The organism is Aquisphaera insulae, assembly GCF_011064615.1.
Taxonomy (GTDB): Bacteria; Planctomycetota; Planctomycetia; order Isosphaerales; family Isosphaeraceae; genus Aquisphaera; species Aquisphaera insulae.
Genome location: NZ_JAALJH010000042.1, coordinates 1 through 22951 on the forward strand (window position 1 = coordinate 1; position 22951 = coordinate 22951).

Here is a 22951-nt window from a genome sequence, read left to right on the forward strand (position 1 = left end):
CCTCCGCCTGTCCGCCACCCTCGACGAGCACTCCGAATTCTATGGGTGAGAAATGCGGGTTAGAGGATTCGTTTCGGGGAGACGAGCGATGCCGACGACCCATGAACCCACGGCCGGATGCGAAACTGGGCAGGTTGGCCTGAAACTGGACCCGTCGGGCTTCGCTCGGCAGCTCCGGGAACTCGCACTGGAGACGCACCGACTGTTGCTCGAAACCTGGCCGTCGACCTCGGCGCTGCTGGATCTCGAGCACCGCATCGATGAGCTTCGCGAATTCTCCCGCCCTCCCCGCATGATCGAGGTCGATTGCTGGCTCCAGAACGCCCGTGCTCGGATCGAGGAGAGGGTCCTCGAGAGCCGGCTCTGCCATGGCCTGGAGCATTGAATCCCCGCCCGCCCGTTGACGTAAGCGGTGGCCCATCCGATCGGGGATCCGCCCGGGAACGCCGAGGTCACGATGGCTTCGACGAAGTACCCGCGATCCTTGCTTGCGCGGGGCGTCGATATCGACCGTCGTGACCGTGGAGTACGGGGTGACGACGTGACTTGTCGCCCGGGACTGGCTGGAGGCAATCCTGGGATCGCCCTGATAGCAGGCCGTGATCGCATGTCCCGCCACCGCGAGGTTGGACACGATACAGGTTGCGACCGAGTTCACCAGCGGCTCGACATCGATCACCGTGCCGTCCTCGAGGAAGGCGACGTTGCCCTCGGGGCTCATGCCCGTCGCCAGGACCCGGGCCGTGAAGGTGACGGGCAGGCCATAGGCGGTCGTCGCGGAGGTGGAGCTGAGCGTCGTCTGGGCGCCTCGAGGCGGCGACTCCCGATGTTGCTCGCCGCGCGATTAGCCGGACTTGACGAGAGACCGGTCCGAGGATGGCCTGCCGTCGCGATCCTTCCGAGGGCTTCGGCACGGGACCTGGAGAGGATCGAGGCGGAGTTGCTCCCCATGCATCCCGGCTGCGAGGAGCTCCACCTTCGAGGGGTCGCCGCTCGGAGCGCAAGCGGCGTGCGGGTCGCATCCGGCGGGAGCGTGGGGCAAGCCCAGGGCCTGGCGAACGGCGGCCGACGAGATGGGGCGGGACTGGGAGCCTTCGTCGCGCAGGAGCTCGATGAAGCGCGCCACGACCTCGGGGTCGAAGAGGCTCCCGGCGTTGTCCTCGAGATACCGGCCGACCCGAGACCTTTCCCAGGACGGCCTGTAGGGGCGATCGCTGGTCAGGGCGTCCCAGACGTCCACCACGCTGAAGATCCTGGCGGGCCTGGGGATCTCTTCCCCCTTCAGCCCCCGAGGATACCCTTTGCCGTCCCACCGTTCGTGATGGCAGTAGGGGATCTCCAGGGCCGGGCGCAGGAACGCGATCGGCTCGATCATCGCCCGGGCGTAGTCGGGGTGACGGCGCATGATCGCCCATTCGTCCTCGTCGAGCGGCCCCGCCTTCAGCAGGATCGCGTCGGGTATGGCGATCTTGCCGATGTCGTGGAGCAGGGCGCCGCGGTAGGTGTGGACCAGGGCATCCGGCTCGAGGCCCATCACCCGTGCCAGGCGTACCGTCATCTCGGCGACCCGCACGCTGTGGCCCTCGAGCTCGTGCTCCCTCAGGTCGAGGGCCCTCACCCAGCCCTCGAGCGTCGCGTCGTAGGCCTCCTCGAGCGAGACGAGGGCATCCTGGAGCTTGCGGAAGCGGTTGAGCCGCATGATGGTGCGGACCCGGGTTCGCAGCTCGCAGCGATCGATGGGCTTGGTCACGTAATCGTCGGCGCCGGCCTCCAGCCCGGCCAGGCGAGAGGCACGGTCGTCGAGGGCCGTGACGAGGATGACGGGGATCTCGCCGAGGCGGGGGATGCTCCGGAGTCGCTTCAGCACCTCGATGCCGTCCATCCCCGGCATCATCACGTCGAGCAGGATCAGGTCGGGCTCCATCCGCCTGGCGAGGACCAGGGCCTCGGGCCCGTTGGTGGCGAAGGCCAGGCCGTAACCCTGGCCCAGGAGCAGCGACTCGAGGGCGCGCCGGCCGGACGGCTCGTCGTCAACGATGAGGATCAGGCTCACCGAGTCCGCCGCTGCAACCACGTGCCTTCTCCCGGTGAGTGGTGTCCAGGAGCTCCCGGAGGACGCCCAGGAGCTCGCGAAGGACGAAGGGCTTGGCCACGTAGGCGTCGGCGCCCGCGTCCAGGCAGCGCTCGCGGTCCCCGGGGACCGCGAGCGCGGTCAGCGCGATGATGGGGACGGCCGCGGTGGATCGGTCGGACCGGATCCTGCGAATCGCCTCAAGGCCGTCCAGCCCCGGCAGGTGGACATCCATGAGGATTGCCCGCGGCAGGAGCTCCAGGGCCTTGCGAACGGCCTCTTCGCCATCACGTGCCAGGGCCAGGCAGAGGCCCTGGGTCTGAAGGAAGTCTAGGACACCCCTGGCATTGATGGCGTCGTCCTCGACCAGGAGCACGATGTTGGAGTGCCCGGATGAACGCAGGCCCGGGGTCAGGATCACGGCGGTGATCTCGTCGGATCCGCCCCGTTGGACGCGAGATAGGGCCGATCGCAGGCTCTCCCGGAGGACGGGCCGGCGGAGCGTGACGACTCCCCCGAGGGATTCGGCCTCGTGCTCCGTCACGTCGTCGCAGAGCAACACGACGCGACATTCGTGAACGACGGGCCCCGGTGCGGCGGCGAGTCCGCGCAGGAGGTCGTCCAGGAACGCACTCTCGGGGCGCGAATCGACCAGGACGACGGAGGGGCGTGTCTTGACGAGGTGCTGGAGCGCGGCGGTGTCCGCGGGGTAGATCATCGTCGGGATGCCCATCGTCGCCAGGAAATCGGCGATCGCCTCGGGGCCCTCCAGGAACTCGTCGCAACCGCCAGTCCGATGGGGCGGCCGGCCGGACGACGTCTCCTCGCCGGGGAAGTCTTGGCCGGCCGGGACCACCCAGTCCAGCGCGACGGTGAACCGGCTGCCCCGATCGGGCTCGCTCTCCACGGTGACGTCGCCGCCGAGTAGGCGGGCCATCCGCCTCACGAGCGCCAGCCCGAGCCCGGCCCCCGAGTAGTGTCGCGACAGGCCGCTATCGACCTGCGTGAAGGGTTCGAAGATCCTGTCCAGGTCTCCCGCGGCGATGCCGATGCCCGCGTCGCGGACCGTGAGGCGGAGCCTTCGTCGTGCCCGGTCGCCGTGCATCTCGAGGCCGATCTCCCCCCCGATCGGCGTGAACTTCACGGCATTGCTCAGCAGGTTCACCAGGATCTGCTTGAGCCGTCGCTCGTCGGTGACGACGATCCCCACGGCATGGTCCAGGGTCAGCTCGACGCGCTGGCGCTTCCGCTTCGCGGCCTGGGCGATCATCCGCACGGCGGCCTGGCAGGTCGAGGCGATCTCCACGTCGCCGGGGATGTACTCCAGCTTGCCGGCCTCGATGCGGGTCAGGTCGAGGATGTCGGTGATGATCGCGAGCAGGTGGCGGCCGCTGCTGAGGATGTCGTGGATCGCCTCGACCTGATCGGGATTCACCGGGCCGTAGACCTCCTCCTCGAGCGCCTGCGCCATGCTGAGCACGCCATTGAGCGGGGTGCGCAGCTCGTGGCTCATGTTGGCCAGGAATTCGTCCTTGAGCCGAGATGCCCTCGCCAGGTCCAGGTTGGCTCGGGCGAGCTCGTCCGAGTGCTCGCGGAGGTCCCGTTCGAGGGCACGCCGTTCCGATATGTCGCGCATGATGGTCGAGTAGTAGGCCAGGTTCCCGTCGGCGTCGTGATGGGAGAGGATGACCTGGGACACGGGGATCAGCCGGCCGTCACGCGACAGCACGTCCGTCTCGCCGCGCCAGACGCCCTCGCGGGCGGCGGCCGGCAGCGCGGTCTCGAGCATCAGCCGGACCATCTCGGGAGGGTACGTATCGCCGACCGCGAAGTCGTCGCGTCCCGGCGCCCAGCCGATGGCCCGGATCGCGGCCTGGTTATAGTACACGACGCGGAGCTCGGGGTCGGCCATGCCGACGAAATCCGGCGAGGACTCCAGGATGGCCGTGAGCCTCCTCATCTGCCCCTCGGCGCGTTCGCGTTCCGCGATCTCCTCCTGCAGGGCACGGTTCAGCTCGGCTAGCTCCCGCTCCACCCGCTTGATCGGGGTGATGTCGGACGCCGAGCTGCCGACCGAGGTCACGGCCCCGTCGCCGTGTCGGACCGGGAAGAAGTTGACCAGGTAGCAGTGCTCGTCATCGGTCGAAGGGCCCGGGAGCGAGAACTCGCCGAATGACACGGGCTCGCCGGTCTCGAAGACCCGCGCGACGTTGGATTCCACCAGCTCGGTCACGGGCGGGTAGACCTCCCTCGGATGCCTGCCGATGTGGTCCGAGACGGGCACGCCGGAGATGTTCGCGAGGAATTCATTGATCCTTATGAACTTGCACTCGCGGTCGAAGAACGCGAGGCCCACCTCGGCATGGTTCAGCATCGATTCGATCTCGGCGGTCCGCTCCGCCACGCGCCGCTCCAGGGTCGCATTGAGCGCCCGGATTTCCTCCTCGGCCGCCTTTCGCACGTCGATGTCGAGCAGCAGGCCATTGAAGGCGATCTCATCGCCCTCGACCTGAATGCTCGAGATCCCCTGGAACCATCTGACGCGCCCATCGCGGAGGATGAAGCGGCCTTCGAACGCCCAATCGTGCCGACCCTCAACGGCCTCGGAGATCGTGCTCAGGAATCGCTCGAGATCGTCCTGATGGATTCCCGAGCCGAGGGACCAGTCGAGCGAATCGAGCGGGACTTCGAAGTCGTAGTCCTCGGTCAGTCTCGGGCTGATGTAGCTGAAGTAATAGGTGCCGTCCGGCCGGAACCGCAACTGATACACGACCCCGGGGATGTTCCGGGCCAGGGCCCGGAACTTGCGTTCGCTGGCCTGAAGTTCCTGCTGGGCCCAGTGGCGAGTGGTGACATCGGAGACCATCTTGAGGACGCCGATGATGCGGCCGTCGTCGTCCCGAAGCGGGCTGGCCGAGACCATCGCCCAGAGAAGGCTCCCGTCCTTCCGCAGGAATCGGAGGTCGTGCGTCTCGCCGATCCCGTGCCGCCTCCGATCGACCAGGCCCGCGAAGGAAGGGCGCAGTTCCGGGTCCAGGAAATCGACGACCGGCCGCCCTTCCAGCTCGCCGGGGAGGCACCCGAGCATCTCGGCCATCCGGGAGTTGGTGAAGGTCGTGCGGCCCTCGAGATCGTGGACCCAGACCCCTTCCTGGGCCGTCTCGATGAGCCGGCGATAGCGCTCCTCGCTCTGCCTCAAGGCCGCCTCGACTCGCTTCCGCTCGCTGATGTCCTGGACGATCCCCCTCACTTTCACCGTCTTGCCGTCCTCGACGACCGGGATCCCGACGGTCCGGATGTCCTTCTGCACCCCCCGGGCGGTGAGGATCTGCAGCTCCAGGTCGTAGGGGACGCCCCGCTCCAGGGCCGTCCGGAACGCCTCCGCGATCCTGGGACGTGATCCTTCCGTGTAGAATCCCAGCCCGTATTCCACGCCGAAGTCGGCACCCGGCTCCAGGTCGTGGAGCCGGGCGACCTCCTCCGTCACGCGGCCTTCACCCGTCCGGGCGTCGAACTCCCATCCGCCGATGAGGCCGATCTCGCCGGTCATGCGGAGGAGCTCGTCTCGCTCCTTCAGGAGCCTCTCCGCCTCCTTCCGCTCGCTGACGTCGCGTGCCAATCCCACGTAGCAAAGCTGCCTGTCCAGCTCGAAGCAGCCGAAGTGTACCTCGACCGGAAATGTCGAGCCGTCCTTGCGGCGATGGGTCCCCACCGCCGTGAAGGGTCGGACGTGAGAGATTCGACCCCAGATGTCATGGGCGGCTCCGGCGGTGATCTCGCATTCCACATCCATGACGTTCATCCGCAGCAGCTCGTCTCGCGTGTAGCCCAGGCTGCGGCAGGCTTGCTGATTGACGTCGAGGAAGCGGCCCAGGGCGTCGTGCACGAAGACAGCATCCGCAGCCCCGTCGATGTACGCCCGGAAGCGGGCCTCGCTGGCCGCGAGGGCGTCGCCGGCCCTGACCGTCTCGGTCACGTCGCGGATCGTGCAGTACACCTGCGAGGGGCCGACACGGCCCGCCTCGGGCAGGGGCGTCGCGTTGACGCTCAGCCAGCGTGTTTCCTGCAGGACCGGATGATAGACCCGCATCATCGCGTCCGTGACCCGAGTCCCGGTCTGCAGCGCGACCCGCGTGGGGAAATCCTCGGCCGGGGACTTGCGGCCGTCGGGGTGGCTCGACTCCCACGCCCGGTCCGCGGGTTCCAGATCGAGGAGCTCCTCCCGGCTCCGCCCCAGGATGCGCTGGGCGGCCGGGTTGGCGTCGATGATCCTGCCGGCGGAATCCTGGTACAGGATCCCCAGGGGCAGGGTCTCGAACAGGGTGCGGAACTTCTCCTCGCTGCGGCGGACGGCTTCCTCCGCACGCTTGCGCTCGGAGATCGCCCGGAAGGCGGCCGCGAAATGCCCGGTGCGCGTGGAATAGGCAGAGATCGCGAGCCACATGTCGAGGGCGAGGACGTGGATCTCGAGGTGCTCCGACTTGCCGGTTGCGGCGACCCGTCCATAGATCTCGAGGAGCTCGGGATTCAGCTCCAGCAGCCGCGGGATCGCCTCCCTCACCCGCTTGCCTGCGAGGCCCTTGAGTCCGACCAGCGTCTCGAAGGCCGGGTCCACCTCCAGATAAGTCCAGTCCACGGGCCTGCCCTGCTCGTAGTGCATCACGCAGCGGACGTGACCGTGGAAGACCTGATCGACGATCGACGTGTCGGGCGCATGGCCCCCTCGCCATGCCTGCTCGACGATCGTGCGGCGGGAGAGATCGGTCCAGAACATGCAGTAGCATCCGGCCCGGCACGAGGCGTCCCCTTCGGCGTGAAGGCAGACCCGAACCGGGATTCGGCCGCCCCCCTTCCTTATCAGCTCCGTCTCGAAGTGGATCGGCCCGCCGCCCCGGCGGACCTCCTCCAGGGCGTTCTCCGCCCCATGGCGACGATCCGGCGGTATGAGGCCGGCCCTCCAATTGAGCGAGCGGATCTCGTCCCCGTCGTAGCCGAGGAGATCCCCGGCGGCTCGGTTCGCCAGCAGGATGGACCCGTCGGGCCTCCCCGCGACGAAGGCCTGGCCCGAGTTCTCGACCGCGCCGGCGAGCAGCCGCTCTCGCTCCCGGGCCGTCCCGGGGCCCGTCGACGGGTCGCGGCCCCGGGTGGCGAGGTCGGCGGCCCGAGTTCCACTCTCGGCCTCGGCCAGCCTTCGCCTCAGGTCTTCCACCTCGACCAGCAATCGCTGATAGGTGATCGGATCTGGCGTCGAGGGGGGATGGGGCTCCCTCATGAGCTCAACTCCGGGTGGAGAGTCGCTTCGGGCAGCGTCCAACGACGTGGGCGATGGTTCGCCGCCCACGCCGCTCCGGAGCGATGAGGACGGATCGGTTTCCGGGCCGAGTCCCCTCGCGGAGGTTCGCAAGGGCCCGGAATGATCGCCCGGGCACCGCTAGGGCGCTCAGCGCGAGGCCAGCAGCAGGATCGAAGCCGACAACCGTCGATCGGCAGGGGACCGGCCCGATTCTCGCGGGGATGACGGCGGGGGGGCCGGGAAGCCTCCGCGACTCGAGGCGGTGCAGGAAGCACGGGGCGCTGTCATGCCGGCCAGGCGTTCCGATGCACGGCTCCGAGACGACGACACTTCCCACGTCATCTTAGGCGACGAGTCGTCCCGCGTCGACCTCCCAGTCCCCGACGGGCGGGACGGGCGTTAGGCATCGCGTCAAGCCTCCTGGAATTCGTCGGCCGGCGTGGAGTGGGCGAGGGGGAAGGTGGCCCGGATCTGCGTCCCCGCACCGGGCTCCGAGAGGATGGACAGCTCCCCGCCGACCAGCGAGATGCGCTCCCGCATGCCCAGCAGGCCCAGGCTGCCTCCCCTGGCAGCCCGCTCCATCGCCGCGTCGGGATCGAAACCCCGGCCGTCGTCCTCGACGAGCAGGTGCAGGGCGCCTTCCCGCTCGGCCAGTTCGATGCGGACCCTGTTCGCCTTCCCGTGACGGAGGGCATTGGTCAGCGCCTCCTGGATCACCCGGTAGCAGGCGGTTTCGAGCCCTCGGTCGAAACGATCGATCGACTCGTCGGCCTCGAGGATCACGGCCAGGCCGATCCGGCTGACGACCGATCCGATGTAGCGGCGGAGGGCCGTCACCAGCCCGAAGTCTTCCAGCAGCGAGGGATGGAGGTCGAGGGAGAGCCCCCGGACCTTGGATAGCAGCCGCTCGACCACATCCAGGCAATAGCCGAGCGTCTCCCGGACGGACTCGCTGCACTCGGACTGCTGCATGCCCCGGAGCGAGAAGTTCAGCACCGCCAGGAACTGCCCGATCTCGTCGTGCAGCTCTCGGGCGATGTGCCGAGATTCCTCCTCTCTGACCTGAAGCAGGCGGCGGGAGAGGAATTCGAGCTGGCTGCGACCTCGGGTGACCGTCTCGAGCGATTCGGAGTGGGCCAGGGCCAGCGAGAGGATGTCCGCGATCTCGCGGACGACCTCCGCCCGCGGCCCGGCCGCGCTGATCCCGGCCGCGAAGCCGAGCAGGAGGACGCCGAAGCTCCGTCCCTTGAGGCGTAACGGGACGACCAGCAGGTCGCTGGCGCCCGAGGCGCGAAATCCCTCCATCACGGCGGGCAGCGGCACCCCGCCCGGGAGGGGCAGGACCGCCGATTGAGGCTCCTCGGCGCCGGCCCTCAGCTCGAGGCCAAGGTCCTTCGCCCTTGGCCCCGGGAGGCCGGCCAGGAGCGGCACGCGGTGGCCATGCTCCGACAGCAGGACGTTCGGCTGGCCGCGCGGGTCGCATCGGTAGATCGCCGCGTGCTCGTGAGGGATCAAGTCCCGGAGCAGCGGGAGGACCGCGGCGGCGATCTCCTGCGAGGACGAGGCCTGGAGGATCGCCTTGTCGATCCGCCGCAGGCCATCCTGGAGGGCGGAATTGGCGGCCAGGTCGCTCATGGCCTGTCGAGAGTGGATGATCTCGGCCTGGAGCTTGCGAAAGCGGTTCAATCGCGTGACCGTCCGGACCCTGGCGCGGACCTCGGCGCGATCGAACGGCTTGGTGATGTAATCGTCGGCGCCCGAGCTCAGGCCCTCGAGGCGGGACTCGCGATCATCGAGCGCGGTCACCAGGAGGATGGGGACCTCGGCCACGCCGGGGAGGGCCCGGATCCGGCGACAGGTCTCCAGCCCGTCGATGCCGGGCATCATCACGTCCAGCAGCACGAGGTCGGGCGTGCTCTCCTCGACCTTGCTGATCGCCTCGAAGCCGCTGGACGCGAACGTCAGCTCGTACTCCACGTCGCTGAACATCGAGGCCAGCGACCGTAAGCCGACGGGTTCATCGTCGACCAGCAGGAGCAGGGGCCGGTGCTCCCCGGCCTGGGGAGCTTCATCCGGCACCGTCGTCGAGGGGAGTATTCTCGATCGGACACCGCGTGGATGTTGCCTCGCCATGACCATCGACCTTTCGAACGCTGAGTCGGGGAGTACATCAGCGCCTCAAATAGAGATGATAGATCTTGCCCCGGCCGGCGTCGATGCTCTTCCCCCGAGGGATCCTGGCTCGTCGACCGATGTCCCCCGCGAGTCGCCGACCAATCCGGAGCTCCGAGAGCGCCGGTGGCGAGGCCGGCCGCCCCGAAGCGCCCACGGGTTGCCGAAGGTCGCGGATCGGAGCGTCGCAATCAGCGCCATGCCCGCGACAACGGTGCTGCCGGGGAGTATGATCGACGATGGCGGGAGACGTCCCGCCGGGACGAACCGCAGGTTCTCGGGATCGGTCGCGAGTCGTCGGCGGTATCCCCATGAAAGGAGGCAAGGGGGCGGCGATCCGGCGGGTCGGGATGCGGGCTCGCGATTTTGGGGATGGGTGCGATGAATACCATTCGCGTCGTCATTGCGGATGACCATACGATCGTGCGCGGCGGGATCCGCCTCCTTCTCGAGAAGCTGCCCGACGTCACGGTCGTCGGCGAGGCGTCCGACGGCTTGCAGGCGATCGAGATGGTTCGTTTGCACCAGCCCGATATCCTGGTGGCCGACATCGCCATGCCCGGTTCGACGGGACTGGAGGTGACCCGGCACTTGACCGACGAGAAGGTATCGACCGGGGTCGTGATCCTGTCGATGCACAGCGACCCCGAATACGTCCATCGGGCCGTCAAGGCGGGGGCGCGGGGCTACGTGCTGAAGCGATCGGCGATCGAGGAGCTGGAGCTGGCCGTGAGGGCCGTCGTCCGCGGAGAGGTCTTCCTCAGCCCGTCGATCACGGGGCCGATCGTGGAGGGCTATCTGGATCGCGGCGAGCTGACTTCGCACCAGGGAGACCTGACGCCTCGGCAGTGGGAAGTGCTCGAGATGATCGCGCGGGGGGACACCACCAAACGCATCGCGAACCGGCTGGGTATCAGCGTCAAGACGGTGGAGGCCCATCGCTCCCAGGTCATGGAACGGCTGCAGATCTACGACGTGGCGGGCCTGGTGCGCTATGCCATCCGCGTCGGCCTCACCTCATCCGATGCCTGAGCCCCTCGGGCCGGAAGTCCACGCGGACGCGCCGCGATCACGGGAGGTGGTCGAGCACCCCGCCTTGCAGGCCCATCGCCACCTCGAATACCAGGATGGGGCAGAGGCCGATGAATGCGAGCCGGATCGTGTGGAGGTTGTCCGCCGCGGAACAGACGCCGACCAGCCTGCATTCGACCGGCCCGACTTCGCTGCCCTCGCGGCCCACCCACAGCCACAGTGGCTCGTTCGTAGGGGGCCTTTCCTTGCTCAGGACCGCGGCACCTCCCCCGCCGATGTCCGATAGCTCCACGCCCTTCGAGACCGTCGAGTTCCCCGAGACCCAGGAGAGGACCGCGGCCTTCTCGCGGGGCACGTGGCGCTGCCAGGCTCGCCGCTCCCGTTGCTCGGGGACCAGGCCGATCGTAGAGTCGGATGTGTCGAACTTGAAGGAGGCCAGCGTCCTCCCATTCCCGGTCTCCTCGGCGGAGACCAGTCGAGCAGGAATCGTCGTGGGGCGGGGCTGTCCGTGATCGACCTTCAGCAAGTAAGCACGGTCCCACTGGGGGTGAAAGTCCATCATCAAGGCGGCGCCCTCTCCGCTGATATTCACCAGGCTGACCAGGTGCGATTCGGTCCGGTCGCCCTCCTTCCAGCTCAGTCTGGTGACCACGTCGGGGAGTATGAACCGGACCCACCTTCGGCGTTCATGGATCCGATCGGGGCCGCGGTCGCTCGCGGGGCTGACTTCCGGATAATATGGCTTGTTCATGGGACACCCGAAATCCGAGGGGTCGCGGAGCAACCTCCCAGGCGATCGCGGACGAAACCGCGCCCTGCGCGATCGACTTCCCGTGCCGATGTCGAGCGACGACGTCCGCGACGTCCGCCCCCGGCTCGAGGGACCTCCGCCAGTCCCTCTCAACTCTAATATCAGCCCGACGAGCCGGTCCGGGGCCTAGGGGAAATCCCGAGGAGGGCGTGGGAGGCACCCGCACTTCCTCGCGCGTGGCCAGCGTTGATCGGAGATGAGGCGGGCCGTTAGGCGCTCCGCCGGGATTGATCCCATCGGGAGGTACGTGGGGGGCGTGCGGGGGGGGGTAATCAAGGCCACGAAGGGACGGACGACAGCCTCTCCACCGGAGCCACGGCCTCGGACCGGCCCCGGGCCCGGGCGATCGAGATCGGGCCGGAGGCCGGCGGACCCTGACATGGGGCCGCGTGGTTCTCATCGTGAGACCGACGTCTTCGCCGGGATCGTGACGAATTCCTCGGAGAGCAGGTGCTCACAGAGGTGGAGATCGACGATCTTGCCGCTCTCCATGTCGATCAAATACCAGGCCGGGCACTGGGAACAGGAGCCGAGGATGGCCTGGTAGCGACTCATGTCGGGTTGCAGCAGCTCCAGCGACTCGCCGCAGCCGGGGCATGTCGGCCGGAGTGAGATGATGAGATCCGCGCCTCGGCTGTTCGAGGAATCACTTTCTACCGGCCGCACACGCCGCCTGCTTCGGCGGTTGAGGATCTGCGTCGCCATGGCGGTTTCCCCCGAATGCACTGCACCACCCCTGGTGGAGTCGATGCGTAGCGCTGACAGATTCATATGCAGAAAATCGCGTGGTCCGCGGGATCGGCGGAGGGTCCCGCCCGCTAGTCCGCTGGAGAAGCCGTCGCCCCGTCGCGGTTCGGATCTCGGGCCGATCACGGACCTCCTCAATCATGAACGATGTGGTGAGATTCGCTATCGGGAGTTTCCCGATGGATCGGCGCGAATATCCCTGCACCAGGCCGAAGGGGTGAGCGACGGGGCGACGGGCCGGCATCCGCGGCGGGCTCGGGGAATCCCCTAGGTGAGATCGGGTAATCCCTGGACGCCCCGGCGGGGATCATTGGTCGGGTTTCGCGATGATCTAGGATGGGGGAAGAGCCCGCTCGATCGCCGGCGAGTTTGCCGGAGCGACGCGGCGGCGTCGGAGATCGCGACGGCCATGGAGACTCCACTTGCAGATCGTCAACGACCGGAGGGACGAGGAGCGGTCGCCGGCTCGCGGCGGCTGATCTGGATCCCGATCGTGCACACGCCGGTCGACCTGGGGACGTTCGAGCGCCGGGTCAGGCAGCTCCATCAGGCTCGCGGGGGAACCGGCGCCTGGCAAGATCGGGTCAAGCAGATCGGTCAGCTCTGGAGGTCCATCCGCACCGAGCTGCTCCGGCTCACCTGCGACTTCTCGCGCATGCTGCTCTATCAGGACGGCCTCCCCGTCTGCGGCAAGGAGGACCTGATCGTCGAGGAGCTGGCCAGGGCGGGGAGCGCCAACCACAGGCTCCTCCTGGAGCTGAAATCCAGGGGGGCGACGCTGGTCGGCACGGAATCGCCGGAGCTGCTGATCGAGGAGTACGAGCTCAATCGCCAGCTCCTCCTCGAGGAATCCCCGCGGCCCCAGCCCTTCGCCGCCGAGGTCGAGAAGCTGAGTCGCGAGCTCCTGGACCGACGCGATGCCTTCATCGCCCGCCGGATCGACGAGACGCTCGGTGCCGGCCAGATCGGCTGCCTCTTCCTGGGCCTCATGCATCCGATCAGGGAGCGCCTGCCTCCGGACATCGCCCTGGATCGGCTGCCGGCTGCCGACAGGAGCTGAGGGCGCCCTGAACCAGGCCAGCCTGGCGCCGTCCGCCTCAAGGCGAACCGTCCGGCGATCTCGCCGACGAGCACGAGTCGGGCGGTCGCGTGCAGGTGAAGACGGAGCGACCGGGGATGGCATGGAGCCCCGAAGACCTTCATGGCCGGGATCTCGATCCGGCGTGATTCTCCCATGATCCCGGCCGTCGATGCGAAGGGACGACCCGACGTAGGGCGGCGAATTCGAGGTGAAGGAGGCGTAGATACCATGTCGAAAACGACGAGGAAGCCCCGAGATTCTCGACGCGACGGCGAGCCGGGAGGCTTCCTGTCCGGCCTGACGAATCTCATCGAGAGTCTCGGCGAGCTCGCGGAGAAGGGCAAGGAATTGCAGGGCGTCCGGGAGTTCGGCGGCGACGAGCTGAAGGGAGTCTACGGGTTCACGATCCGAACGAACCTGGGGCAGGGCGATCAGGGACAGGGCGTCAAGGTCGAGCCGTTCGGGAACGTGCGTCCCGACGAGAAGACCGGGCGGGTCAAGGTGCACGAGGTCATCGAGCCCCCGACCGATATCTTCGACGAGCCCGACCACGTGCTGGTCGTCGCGGAGCTGCCGGGCGTCGGCCCGGAGGACCTGTCCGTCGATCTCCAGGAAGACATCCTGAACATCAAGGCCCAGCGCGGCGACAGGAAGTACCAGAAGGAGGTCCTCCTGCCGGCGGCGTTCACGCCCGGGCAGATGACCCAGACCTGTCGCAATGGAATGCTGGAGGTCCGGTTCCAACGGTAGCGGCGGGACGAGAGGGGACCACGATGACGAATTCGACCGCGTTGAAGCTGAAGGTGAGCGAGGCCTTGCCGAAGGACCTGGGGCGGGGGCTGGCACGGCTCGATCCAGCGGACATGACCCGCCTCGGCCTGGAGGTCGGCGATATCGTCGCGATCCAGGGCAAGCGGATGACCGTCGCCAAGGCGATGCCCGCGTACAAGGAGCATCGCGACCAGGCCCGGATCCAGATCGACGGCGTCATCCGGGAGAATGCCGGGGCGGCCATCGATCAGGTCCTGAACGTGAGCAAGGCGGCGGTCCGTCCCGCGGAGCGGGTCGTCCTCACGCCGCTCGGCTTCGTGCCGGCGGAGCGCGACCTCGACTACATCGGAAGCCTCTTCGACGGCCTGCCGGTCCAGGCCGACGATCGCGTCCGGGCGACCCTGTTCGGGAATCGGTCCGCCGACTTCAAGGTGGCCAGCACGACGCCCCCCGGCCCGGTCGTCATCAGGCCGAGGACCGTGCTCGAGATCGCAAGGGCCGCGTCCCAGCGCGCCAAGTCGACCGGCTCGGAATCCGAGAAGTCCCAGCCCATCTCCTACGAGGATATCGGCGGGCTCAGGCGAGAGATGCACCGCATCCGCGAGATCGTCGAGCTGCCCCTCCGCTATCCCGAGGTCTTCGAGCGGCTGGGCATCGACCCGCCGAAGGGTGTCCTGCTCCACGGCCCCCCGGGCTGCGGCAAGACCCTGATCGCTCGCGCCGTGGCGCATGAGACCGACGCCCGGTTCTTCACGATCAACGGCCCGGAGATCATCCACAAGTTCTACGGCGAGAGCGAAGCCCACCTGCGGAAGATCTTCGACGAGGCCACCCGCCAGGCCCCGAGCATCATCTTCCTCGACGAGATCGACGCGATCGCGCCTCAGCGCGAGAAGGTCGTCGGCGACGTCGAGAAGCGCGTGGTGGCCCAGCTCCTGGCCTTGATGGACGGGCTGGCCAAGCGGCAGAGCGTCGTCGTCATCGCCGCGACGAACCTGCCCAACGCGCTGGACCCGGCCCTGCGTCGCCCCGGCCGCTTCGATCGCGAGATCGCCATCTCCATCCCCGACCGCGACGGCCGCCGCGAAATCCTCGAGATCCACAGCCGCGGGATGCCCCTGGCGGCCGACGTGGACCTCGCCCACCTGGCGAACATCACCCACGGCTTCGTGGGGGCGGACCTCATGGCGCTCTGCCGCGAGGCGGCGATGATCTGCCTTCGCCGATTGCTGCCGGAGATCGACTTCGCCTCGAGGAACATCCCGTACGAGCGCCTCCGGACGCTCGAGGTCATGATGACCGACTTCGAGGGCGCCTTGAGGGAAGTGGAGCCCTCGGCCATCCGCGAGGTGTTCGTGGAGGTGCCCAACGTCACATGGGCCCAGGTCGGCGGCCTGGACGCGGTGAAACGGCAGATGATCGAGGCGGTGGAGTGGCCCTTGCACCACCCCGAGATCTTCACGCAGGCGGGCGTCAAGCCGCCCCGCGGCATCCTGCTCTCTGGCCCTCCCGGCTGCGGCAAGACGATGCTCGCCAAGGCCGTGGCCAGCCAGACCGAGGTCAATTTCATCCCCGTCAAGGGCCCGGAGCTCCTCTCGAAGTACGTGGGCGAGTCCGAACGAGGCGTCCGGGAGGTCTTCCGCAAGGCCAGGCAAGCCGCCCCGTGCATCATCTTCTTCGACGAGATCGATGCCCTGGTCCCCACCCGCGGCGGGGGGGGAGCGGACTCCCACGTAACCGAACGCGTCATCAGCCAGTTCCTGGCCGAGATGGACGGCGTGGAGGAGCTCAACGGGGTCCTGATCCTGGGCGCCACCAATCGTCCCGACATCCTCGACCCCGCCATCCTCAGGCCGGGACGGTTCGACATCCAGGTTCCGATCCCGCTGCCCGACACGCCCAGCCGCCGGCAGATCTTCGAGATCGGCCTGAAGGGCAAGCCCCTGTCGGGAGAGATCGACCTCGACGCCCTCGCGGCGGCGACGGAAGGCTTCAGCGGGGCGGAGATCCGCGCCGTCTGCACGCGATCGGCCTGGGCAGCCATCCGCCGGGCGGTGGCCACGGCGGGGGGGAAGAACGGCAAGCCGGTCGGTGTCGGCGTGACCCGCAACGACCTCGAAGACGCGCTGGTGGAAGTCCAGTCGGCGCCCCAGCGGGCCTATTGATCCGGAGCAGTCGATGCGGCCCACCCCCCATCGCCGAGGTTGCCGTTCCCAAGAAGACCAGGCCGACTTCCCGGCACCCGGCCGGGCGCCGGCCTGGTCTTCGGGACGCCTCCTTGAATCCCGTGGTGCGGCGGGCGTCTTGCGGAGATGACGGACGACCGGGCCGGCGAACCCGAGCGTGAGTCGAAATGGAGAGGGCATTCACCGGGCGGCACAGGGACGCGACCTTCATGACCGATCACGGCTTCTACGTCTATGGGTTTGCGGCCTCCGAGACGGCCCCGGATCTCCTCCACCCCGGGCATGAGGAGATCGGTCCCGTCCGGATGTACGAATGCGGCGGGCTCGGGGCCATCGCCAGCATGGTCCCGCCGGGCATGATCGAGGCCGGACTCTCGCTCGAACCCCCGGACCCGGGGTGGATCGTTCCCCGGGCCCTCCACCACGAGCAGGTCCTCCGGGCGGCCGTGCAGCGAACGCAGGTCCTGCCCGTCCGATTCGGCTGCGTGTTCGCCACCGAGGCGGCGCTCGTGGAGGCGATCGAGAGGCATCGGACGCCGATCGAGGACTTCCTCCAGCGGATGGCGGGCCAGGAGGAATGGTCCCTCCGGGTTACCCTGGATGAAGCCCAGGCGGTCTCGTTCCTGCTCCGGTGCGATCCGGCCCTATCGGCTCGGTACCGGGCCTTGCCGGATGCTCCCGGGACCCGCTACTTCCTGGAGAAGAAGCTCGGCGAGGAGGCTCGTCGCGTGGCAGTCAGGGCGGGCAAGACGGCCGCGGAGAACGTCTACCGAGTCTTGGTCGGACTGGCCACGAGCATCAAGGCACTCCCCCTGAGGGCAGGCGAGGACGGCGGACGCCACCCGATGCTCCGGCTCGCCGTCCTGCTCGATCGGGATGGGCGCGAGAGGATGTTCGCGGCTCTGGACGAGGCCGCCACCGATCGCGGCGTCATCCCCCTTTGCTTCGATCCGGCCGGTCCCTTGCCCCTTTATCACTTCTGCCCGCGGCTGGGCGAGCCGGTCCCCTGAAACTCCTCGTCTTCGGCGTGTTGCGTCGGACGCCGGTCCCGGAGAGCCCGATCGGCTGCCCGGAGGGCCGGACTGCCGCTGCGGCAACGACCTCGCCGTGCCTTCTTCCGCCATCGAGGACGACGCCCTCATCCCCTCGGTGCCACGGCCGACGTCCCGGGCAACCTGATTCGGCTCCTCCGCCTTCATCACGCTCATCGGTTGATATTGCTCCGCCCGGTTGAGAGTTGCGACGCGTCCGGCGTCCACCTCGTGCCCGTCCCTGGGAGCGCCTTCGAAGTGGGGCGGCCGCACTGGTCGCCGGGCGAACCCGCCGACGGCTTCCCCGCGGATCGCCCGGGGACACGATACCTGATGTCCCTCGGGCGCGCCGCGAGGCCGTCCGATAGCCTCGATTGCTGATGGGCGGAACAGGCCGAGTCACTCCGCCTGTCGCTGCGTCGATCCCACCGGCGCTCGCAGGCCAACGTCTCCCCCCCAACCTCCCCCGGCGAGCGACGCCTGGCGGCCGCTCATCACCGGGGCCCTCATTCCACTTCGTTCTTCACTCGGGGCCGAACGCTCCCGCCGCCCCGCCCCGTCGGGCGCGGTGTCACATCGCGAGGGCCCCCGGACGGTTGGTTGAAATTGCTAAGCATATGCATAACGCGAATATAACATACGTTCAATAAAAGTTGCGATGACTATGTTGCCCTCGCTCCCCGGCCGGCTACTGCGGAAACCCCTAGCCGCCTCGGGGAGTTCCCTAGTCGATCCGCGGCCGGCCGCGTGACGTCCTACGGTTCATTCAGAGATGAAGCGATCAGCTTCGCTCAATCACCTCATTGGAGAGGTGAGACACTGCGACTCCTAACGAAGAGGTGTGAAATGGCAAAGGTCATGAAGTCGACTGACAGCTCGAGCCTCGCGGAAGTGGTCGATCGGATCCTGGACAAGGGCATCGTCATCGACGCCTGGGCCAAGGTCTCCCTGGTCGGCATCGAGCTGCTCTCGGTCGAGGCTCGCGTCGTGATCGCGTCGGTCGAGACCTACCTCAAGTACGCGGAGGCGATCGGCCTCACCGCCACCGCCGCCAGCCCCGCCTGACGTTCGCACGAGTGGCAAGTGGCTCAGGGAGGTACCTGCCTCGGGCATCCCGGTCTCACTTCACGGCTCCGGTGGACGGGGGATGACTTCTCCTTCTCACCCTCCGCTACCTTCCGAGCCTGGACCCGAATGCCCGAGGTTTCCCGACGTGCCCTGAGAGGAGAATCGACATGCCAGTTTTCGCCGAACGTATGAAGGACCTCACGGAACACCTGCGAGCCTCCATCGAGGGTCGCGGGGTCGCCCTCGGCCAGGTCCACCAGGCCACCCACCATCTGCTCGGAGAGGCACGCACCTTCATGGGCAACATCTCCCTCGAGCATCAGCATCGTGCGGAGGAGCTGCACGAGATGCTCGAGACCTTCCACGACGACCTGAAGGACAAGGTCGCCGAGATGCGCACCAACCATCGCGATGGCCTGGCGGCCTCGCGGGCCGAGATGAGGCGCAAGCTCGAAGAGAATCGGGCGGCACGACACAGCACCGTGGCGGAGATGCGAAACGCCTTCGCCGAGGCTCGACACGCGGTCGCCGATGACCTGCGCGCGGCCGGATTCGCCTGGCGCGAATTCACGGTGAGCCGCCATCACGGCGGCACGCCCGCGACTCCCGCGGAGGCTCACCACGCCGCTCCCGCTGAGGAGCCGGCCGGGGCGAAGCCCGCTGGGGCCAAGCGGGCGGCCACCAAGACAAGACCGAGAGGACGGGGTAAGTAGCCCCGACCCTCATCGCCTTGGACCGTCCGGGCAAGAGCGAACCTGGTGTCGCGGTGTCGCTCTGCCCGGCCGGTCCATGGGTGATCAACCGAGGAATCACCGAATCGACCTGGGAGGCCTTTTCGCCGTGAACGCCGAAGACCTGAGCCTGCTCGCGCTCAAGCAGAAGCCCGATTTCGTGGAGACGCCCGTGGTGAGGAGCCTTTGCGAGCGGGCGACCTCCTACCTGAACGCGGGCTATCCGATCCACTTCAGCGGGCCGGCGGGAACCGGCAAGACGACACTGGCCATGCACGCGGCGGCCAAGATGGGCAGGCCCGTCGCCCTGATCCACGGGGACGACGAGTATGGCTCCTCCGACCTGGTCGGGGGGCAGCTCGGCTACCGGTCGACGCGAGTCGTCGACAACTTCATCCACTCCGTCATGAAGACGGAGGAGAACGTGGCGAAGACCTGGGTGGACCATCGCCTGACGAACGCGTGCAAGTATGGTTTCACCGTGATCTACGACGAGTTCAATCGCTCGCGCCCCGAGGCCAACAACGTCCTCCTGGCCATCCTCGAGGAGAGGCTGCTGGAGATGCCGTCGGGCCGCGTCAACGAGGGATACATCTCGGTCCATCCCAACTTCCGGGCCATCTTCACGAGCAACCCGGAGGAATACGCGGGCGTGCACAAGACCCAGGACGCCCTGCTGGACAGGATGATCACGATCACCGTCGGCCAGTATGACCGCGAGACCGAGGTCGAGATCACGGCGGCGAAATCGGGCCTCGCCCGCGCCGACGCCGAGCGGATCGTCGACATCGTCCGCGAGTTCCGGGGGCTGGGGGTGCATCAACTGCCGCCGACGGTGCGGGCCAGCATCATGATCGCGAGGGTCGCGTCCCTCCGCGGGGCCAGCATCCGGAGCGAGGACCCGATCTTCCGGGAGACCTGCCGCGACGTGCTCCGCATCGACGCGATCAAGGTCACCCGCGAGGGGACCCCGGCCGCCTCGACCTGGCTCGACGAGATCCTCGATCGCAACTGCGCGACGGCCAAGAACGAGGCGCGGAGGAGGTCGGCCCCGGCACGCGGCCTGTCCCTCAAGCGTCAGGAGCTGGAGGGCGCGGAAGCCCTCTTCTCCGGCAACGGCCTTCAGGAATGCAAAGGGTTCGACGTCAACTGAACACCAGCGGAGGAGACCGTGGCAATCGAACGCAGGGGGGTCCAGGGGATTCGCACGATGGCCGGGCTTCACGACCAGCGTCGGTCCCGGACCACGGCCGGGGCGTTGATCGAGCTCTCGGCCCTCGCCAACGAGAGGCAGCTCCTGGAACGAGAGGTCGCCCGGGCCTCGCGCCGGGGCAGGGAAATCCATCGCCGACTCAAGGAGATCGAGTCCAAGGAAGTGCGGCTGATGGGGATCGTCCGCGACGGAGTCCCCGTCCAGGGAGGGATCGACACGCCGTCGCCGACGTCCCGATTCGAGCCCCAGGCGGCCCCGGAGGTCATGCCCGGGGGCCCCCTCAAGGTCAGCGAGTTCTCCTACTGAACAGGAAGGAATCTAGTCATGTCTGCCCTCGCATCACCCCAACCGCTGAAGGCCGTCGCCAGGGGCCGCTACCTCTATGCGATCGCGGAAGACGTGCCCGACGGCGAGGTCTTCGACTACCTCGGGCTGGACGGATCCGAGGTCCATTCCATCGGCGATGGTCACATATCGGCGATCGTGAGCGACCTGCCTAACCAGAAGCTCCGGCCCGAGCGCAGGAGGCTGGCCGCCCACCACGAGGTCCTCCGGCGGCTCATGGACGGGCGTGCCGTCCTGCCGATCGCCTTCGGGATCGTGGCCGACGGCCCCGAGGCCGTCCTCCGGATCCTCAGGGTCAACCGGGACGCCTTCTCGGAGCAGCTCGACAAGGTCCGCGGACGCGTCGAGATGGGGCTGCGCGTCTCCTGGGACGTACCGAACATCTTCGAGTACATGATCTCTCGCCACGAGGAACTCCGGTCGCTGCGGGACCGGATCTTCCGGGGCGGCCGTGAGTCGACCCAGGATGACAAGATCGACCTCGGCCGCGCCTTCGACCGGCTCCTCAACCAGGATCGAGAGGCCTACCTCGGACGGATCAGCGAGTCGCTCGAGGGCCACGCCGCGGAGGTCAAGTCGAACCCACCTCGCTCCGAACGCGAGGTCCTGAACCTCGCCTTCCTGGTCGCCCGCGACGAGCTGCCGGCCTTCGAGCAGGCGGTGCTCGAGGTCGCGGGACGCTTCGACAACAACTTCGCCTTCGACATCAATGGGCCCTGGCCGTGCCACAACTTCGTCGAGATCTCGCTCCAGTTGTCGTGACCGGACCCGGAGGGCCCAGCCATGATGCTCGTCGATGACGTCGCCCTGTTCCCGTTCAAAGCGATCCTCAAGGTCTTCCGCGAGATCTACAACGCGGCGGTCCAGGATCTCGAGCAGGAAGGCGACCGCCTGCGGCTGGAGCTGAGCCAGCTCTATCTTGGCCTCGAATCGGGCGCCATCGACGAGGTCACGTTCGACGACCGGGAACGCGCCATCCTGGACAGGCTGGACGAAATCGAGGCCAGGGACGGCACCGCCGCGGACGAGGAGCGATACCTGGAAGAGGGAGCGGTCGGCGATGAGGCCCGGGATGAACTCGACGAAGAGGACCCGGGTCCGGACGACGATGATGATGATGACGAAGACGAAGACGAAGACGATGACGATGATGTCGTCGTCGAATCCCGGGGCCCTCTCTCCGGCGACGATTCCTGAGCGAACGGCGCGAGAGGGTCCCGGGATGTCCCTTGAGTATCCGCCAAGACGCGGCGACGCCCCAGAATGGACGGCTTGCCTCCGGCGGGCCGAATGAATCGCGACCATCATAAGGAGCAATCCTGTGAGTCCTGCCCACATGACCGAGGTGATCCAGACGCTGGAAGAGATCGAGGTCGATGCGGACGATCCGCGGTCCCTCATCGAGGCGACGTCCCGCTCCGCGGCCCCCGTGGTGCTGCCGCCGCGACCGGCGCCCCCCAGCGAGGAGCCGGAGCTTCATCACCGCGCGCAGGTCCTGGACCACCTGCTTGGCATGGCCAGGCAATACGCCAGGAACGGGTCGATCCGCCAGGCGATCGAGCTCTTCTTCGAGGTCGTCGCGGACCACGCCGGCACCTCGCAGGCCGTCGACGCCGAGGAACACCTGCTGGCGATCGCACAGCACTATGAGGATCAGGGGGAACTCCGGCAGGCACGCGGGCTCTACGAGCGGTTGCTGAAAGTGAGCTGAGCCATGGACACACCGGTTGAACTCGCGGGAATCTTCCAGGACCCCGATCCGCTCGAGCTGGATCCCGAGCGGCAGATCACCCTCTGCGAAACCCTGGATCGCGTCCTGAACGCCGGGGTCGTCGTGGCCGGCGAGCTGATCATCTCGGTCGCGGGCGTCGATCTGATCTATCTGAACCTGCAGGTCCTCTTAGCTTCGGTGGAAGCGGCCTGCCGCCCCATCCCGATCCTGGAAGGGGTGCCGTATGGAGGTGCCGCATGACCGAGTCGGTCGCATCGCGGGCACGGTTGTCCGGCCTCCCCCGAGAGCCCATGCTCGACCGTCCCCCGGCTTCCTCTTCCGGGCTCAGGGTCGCCTTCGATCCGGGTGACGTCCAGAGTGGCCTGGGGAAGCTGGTGCTGACGGTCGTGGAGCTCATTCGCCAGCTCCTGGAGCGGCAGGCCATCCATCGCATGGAGGCCGGCTCGCTCACGGAGGAGGAGGTCGAGCGACTGGGCCTGACCTTCCTCCAGTTGAGCGAACAGATCGCCCGGCTTCGCGAGCAATTTAGGCTCCTCGAGGAGGACCTGAATCTCGACCTCGGCCCCCTCGGAAAGCTGCTCTGAGTTGGTGGCCCTCCTCGCAATCCGCCGCGGTCCGAGGTCCGGGAAGCCGGGCCGATGGCCGCGATTCACCCGAGAAGGGATGG

Annotated in this window: 20 protein-coding genes; 14 read left to right on the forward strand and 6 right to left on the reverse strand. The window is 67.8% G+C overall.

Annotated elements, in window-relative coordinates; translation table 11 throughout:
* From G6O54_RS20690 to G6O54_RS20705, 4 genes are all read right to left on the reverse strand, one after another.
* A partial coding sequence (locus G6O54_RS20690; protein ID WP_165227654.1) for an Ig-like domain-containing protein occupies positions 1–760 on the reverse strand: 760 nt, incomplete at its 3' end.
* Between the two features lie 84 nt (positions 761–844).
* On the reverse strand, positions 845–2074 hold the full coding sequence (locus G6O54_RS20695) for an HD-GYP domain-containing protein (RefSeq protein WP_205678954.1): 1230 nt from the start codon (positions 2072–2074) through the stop codon (positions 845–847).
* On the reverse strand, positions 2031–7343 hold the full coding sequence (locus tag G6O54_RS20700) for a PAS domain S-box protein (RefSeq protein WP_165227572.1): 5313 nt from the start codon (positions 7341–7343) through the stop codon (positions 2031–2033). The genes G6O54_RS20695 and G6O54_RS20700 overlap by 44 nt, the downstream gene beginning before the upstream one ends.
* A gap of 432 nt (positions 7344–7775) precedes the next feature.
* Entirely contained in the window at positions 7776–9497 is a 1722-nt protein-coding gene (locus tag G6O54_RS20705) for an ATP-binding response regulator (protein WP_165227573.1), read from the reverse strand.
* 420 nt (positions 9498–9917) lie between these two features.
* On the opposite strand from G6O54_RS20705, the gene G6O54_RS20710 reads away from it, so the two are divergent.
* Complete coding sequence (locus tag G6O54_RS20710; RefSeq protein WP_165227574.1) at positions 9918–10568, forward strand: response regulator; 651 nt, start codon at positions 9918–9920, stop codon at positions 10566–10568.
* Between the two features lie 37 nt (positions 10569–10605).
* Here G6O54_RS20710 and G6O54_RS20715 read toward each other — a convergent pair whose 3' ends face one another.
* A complete protein-coding gene (locus G6O54_RS20715) occupies positions 10606–11319 on the reverse strand; it encodes a PilZ domain-containing protein (RefSeq protein WP_165227575.1) in 714 nt (237 codons plus the stop codon).
* 456 nt (positions 11320–11775) lie between these two features.
* A complete protein-coding gene (locus G6O54_RS20720) occupies positions 11776–12084 on the reverse strand; it encodes a hypothetical protein (protein WP_165227576.1) in 309 nt (102 codons plus the stop codon).
* Positions 12085–12535: 451 nt separating this feature from the next.
* On the opposite strand from G6O54_RS20720, the gene G6O54_RS20725 reads away from it, so the two are divergent.
* From G6O54_RS20725 to G6O54_RS20785, 13 genes are all read left to right on the forward strand, one after another.
* Complete coding sequence (locus G6O54_RS20725) at positions 12536–13186, forward strand: hypothetical protein (RefSeq protein WP_165227577.1); 651 nt, start codon at positions 12536–12538, stop codon at positions 13184–13186.
* Positions 13187–13435: 249 nt separating this feature from the next.
* A complete protein-coding gene (locus G6O54_RS20730) occupies positions 13436–13957 on the forward strand; it encodes an Hsp20/alpha crystallin family protein (protein WP_165227578.1) in 522 nt (173 codons plus the stop codon).
* A gap of 23 nt (positions 13958–13980) precedes the next feature.
* A complete protein-coding gene (locus G6O54_RS20735; RefSeq protein WP_165227579.1) occupies positions 13981–16143 on the forward strand; it encodes a CDC48 family AAA ATPase in 2163 nt (720 codons plus the stop codon).
* Positions 16144–16331: 188 nt separating this feature from the next.
* The gene (locus tag G6O54_RS20740; RefSeq protein ID WP_165227580.1) at positions 16332–17174 is read left to right on the forward strand and encodes a GvpL/GvpF family gas vesicle protein; all 843 of its coding nucleotides are present in this window, start codon (positions 16332–16334) and stop codon (positions 17172–17174) included.
* 867 nt (positions 17175–18041) lie between these two features.
* Positions 18042–18260, forward strand: coding sequence for a gas vesicle structural protein GvpA (gvpA, locus tag G6O54_RS20745; RefSeq protein WP_165227581.1), 219 nt, complete (start codon positions 18042–18044; stop codon positions 18258–18260).
* 170 nt (positions 18261–18430) lie between these two features.
* A complete protein-coding gene (locus G6O54_RS20750; RefSeq protein WP_165227582.1) occupies positions 18431–18976 on the forward strand; it encodes a hypothetical protein in 546 nt (181 codons plus the stop codon).
* A 127-nt stretch (positions 18977–19103) separates the two neighbouring features.
* Positions 19104–20147, forward strand: coding sequence for a gas vesicle protein GvpN (gene gvpN / locus G6O54_RS20755; RefSeq protein WP_250847003.1), 1044 nt, complete (start codon positions 19104–19106; stop codon positions 20145–20147).
* An 18-nt stretch (positions 20148–20165) separates the two neighbouring features.
* Positions 20166–20513, forward strand: coding sequence for a hypothetical protein (locus G6O54_RS20760; RefSeq protein WP_165227584.1), 348 nt, complete (start codon positions 20166–20168; stop codon positions 20511–20513).
* Positions 20514–20531: 18 nt separating this feature from the next.
* A complete protein-coding gene (locus tag G6O54_RS20765) occupies positions 20532–21314 on the forward strand; it encodes a GvpL/GvpF family gas vesicle protein (protein WP_165227585.1) in 783 nt (260 codons plus the stop codon).
* A gap of 21 nt (positions 21315–21335) precedes the next feature.
* Positions 21336–21749, forward strand: coding sequence for a gas vesicle protein GvpG (locus G6O54_RS20770; RefSeq protein ID WP_165227586.1), 414 nt, complete (start codon positions 21336–21338; stop codon positions 21747–21749).
* A gap of 139 nt (positions 21750–21888) precedes the next feature.
* Positions 21889–22263 carry a tetratricopeptide repeat protein gene (locus tag G6O54_RS20775; RefSeq protein WP_165227587.1) on the forward strand — a complete coding sequence of 125 codons (375 nt, stop codon included), beginning with the start codon at positions 21889–21891 and terminating at the stop codon, positions 22261–22263.
* A gap of 3 nt (positions 22264–22266) precedes the next feature.
* Positions 22267–22524 carry a gas vesicle protein gene (locus tag G6O54_RS20780; RefSeq protein WP_165227588.1) on the forward strand — a complete coding sequence of 86 codons (258 nt, stop codon included), beginning with the start codon at positions 22267–22269 and terminating at the stop codon, positions 22522–22524.
* Positions 22521–22868 carry a gas vesicle protein K gene (locus G6O54_RS20785; protein WP_205678956.1) on the forward strand — a complete coding sequence of 116 codons (348 nt, stop codon included), beginning with the start codon at positions 22521–22523 and terminating at the stop codon, positions 22866–22868. The genes G6O54_RS20780 and G6O54_RS20785 overlap by 4 nt, the downstream gene beginning before the upstream one ends.
* Positions 22869–22951: the final 83 nt, after the last annotated feature.

Excerpts from the sequence above, each read along its gene's own strand:
- G6O54_RS20700 (WP_165227572.1), bottom strand. The coding sequence starts at position 7,343 with ATGAGGGAGCCCCATCCCCCCTCGACGCCAGATCCGATCACCTATCAG.
- G6O54_RS20705 (WP_165227573.1), bottom strand. The coding sequence starts at position 9,497 with ATGGCGAGGCAACATCCACGCGGTGTCCGATCGAGAATACTCCCCTCG.
- G6O54_RS20710 (WP_165227574.1), top strand. The coding sequence starts at position 9,918 with ATGAATACCATTCGCGTCGTCATTGCGGATGACCATACGATCGTGCGC.
- G6O54_RS20715 (WP_165227575.1), bottom strand. The coding sequence starts at position 11,319 with ATGAACAAGCCATATTATCCGGAAGTCAGCCCCGCGAGCGACCGCGGC.
- G6O54_RS20720 (WP_165227576.1), bottom strand. The coding sequence starts at position 12,084 with ATGGCGACGCAGATCCTCAACCGCCGAAGCAGGCGGCGTGTGCGGCCG.
- G6O54_RS20725 (WP_165227577.1), top strand. The coding sequence starts at position 12,536 with ATGGAGACTCCACTTGCAGATCGTCAACGACCGGAGGGACGAGGAGCG.
- G6O54_RS20730 (WP_165227578.1), top strand. The coding sequence starts at position 13,436 with ATGTCGAAAACGACGAGGAAGCCCCGAGATTCTCGACGCGACGGCGAG.
- G6O54_RS20735 (WP_165227579.1), top strand. The coding sequence starts at position 13,981 with ATGACGAATTCGACCGCGTTGAAGCTGAAGGTGAGCGAGGCCTTGCCG.
- G6O54_RS20740 (WP_165227580.1), top strand. The coding sequence starts at position 16,332 with ATGGAGAGGGCATTCACCGGGCGGCACAGGGACGCGACCTTCATGACC.
- gvpA (WP_165227581.1), top strand. The coding sequence starts at position 18,042 with ATGGCAAAGGTCATGAAGTCGACTGACAGCTCGAGCCTCGCGGAAGTG.
- G6O54_RS20750 (WP_165227582.1), top strand. The coding sequence starts at position 18,431 with ATGCCAGTTTTCGCCGAACGTATGAAGGACCTCACGGAACACCTGCGA.
- G6O54_RS20765 (WP_165227585.1), top strand. The coding sequence starts at position 20,532 with ATGTCTGCCCTCGCATCACCCCAACCGCTGAAGGCCGTCGCCAGGGGC.
- G6O54_RS20770 (WP_165227586.1), top strand. The coding sequence starts at position 21,336 with ATGATGCTCGTCGATGACGTCGCCCTGTTCCCGTTCAAAGCGATCCTC.
- G6O54_RS20775 (WP_165227587.1), top strand. The coding sequence starts at position 21,889 with ATGACCGAGGTGATCCAGACGCTGGAAGAGATCGAGGTCGATGCGGAC.
- G6O54_RS20780 (WP_165227588.1), top strand. The coding sequence starts at position 22,267 with ATGGACACACCGGTTGAACTCGCGGGAATCTTCCAGGACCCCGATCCG.
- G6O54_RS20785 (WP_205678956.1), top strand. The coding sequence starts at position 22,521 with ATGACCGAGTCGGTCGCATCGCGGGCACGGTTGTCCGGCCTCCCCCGA.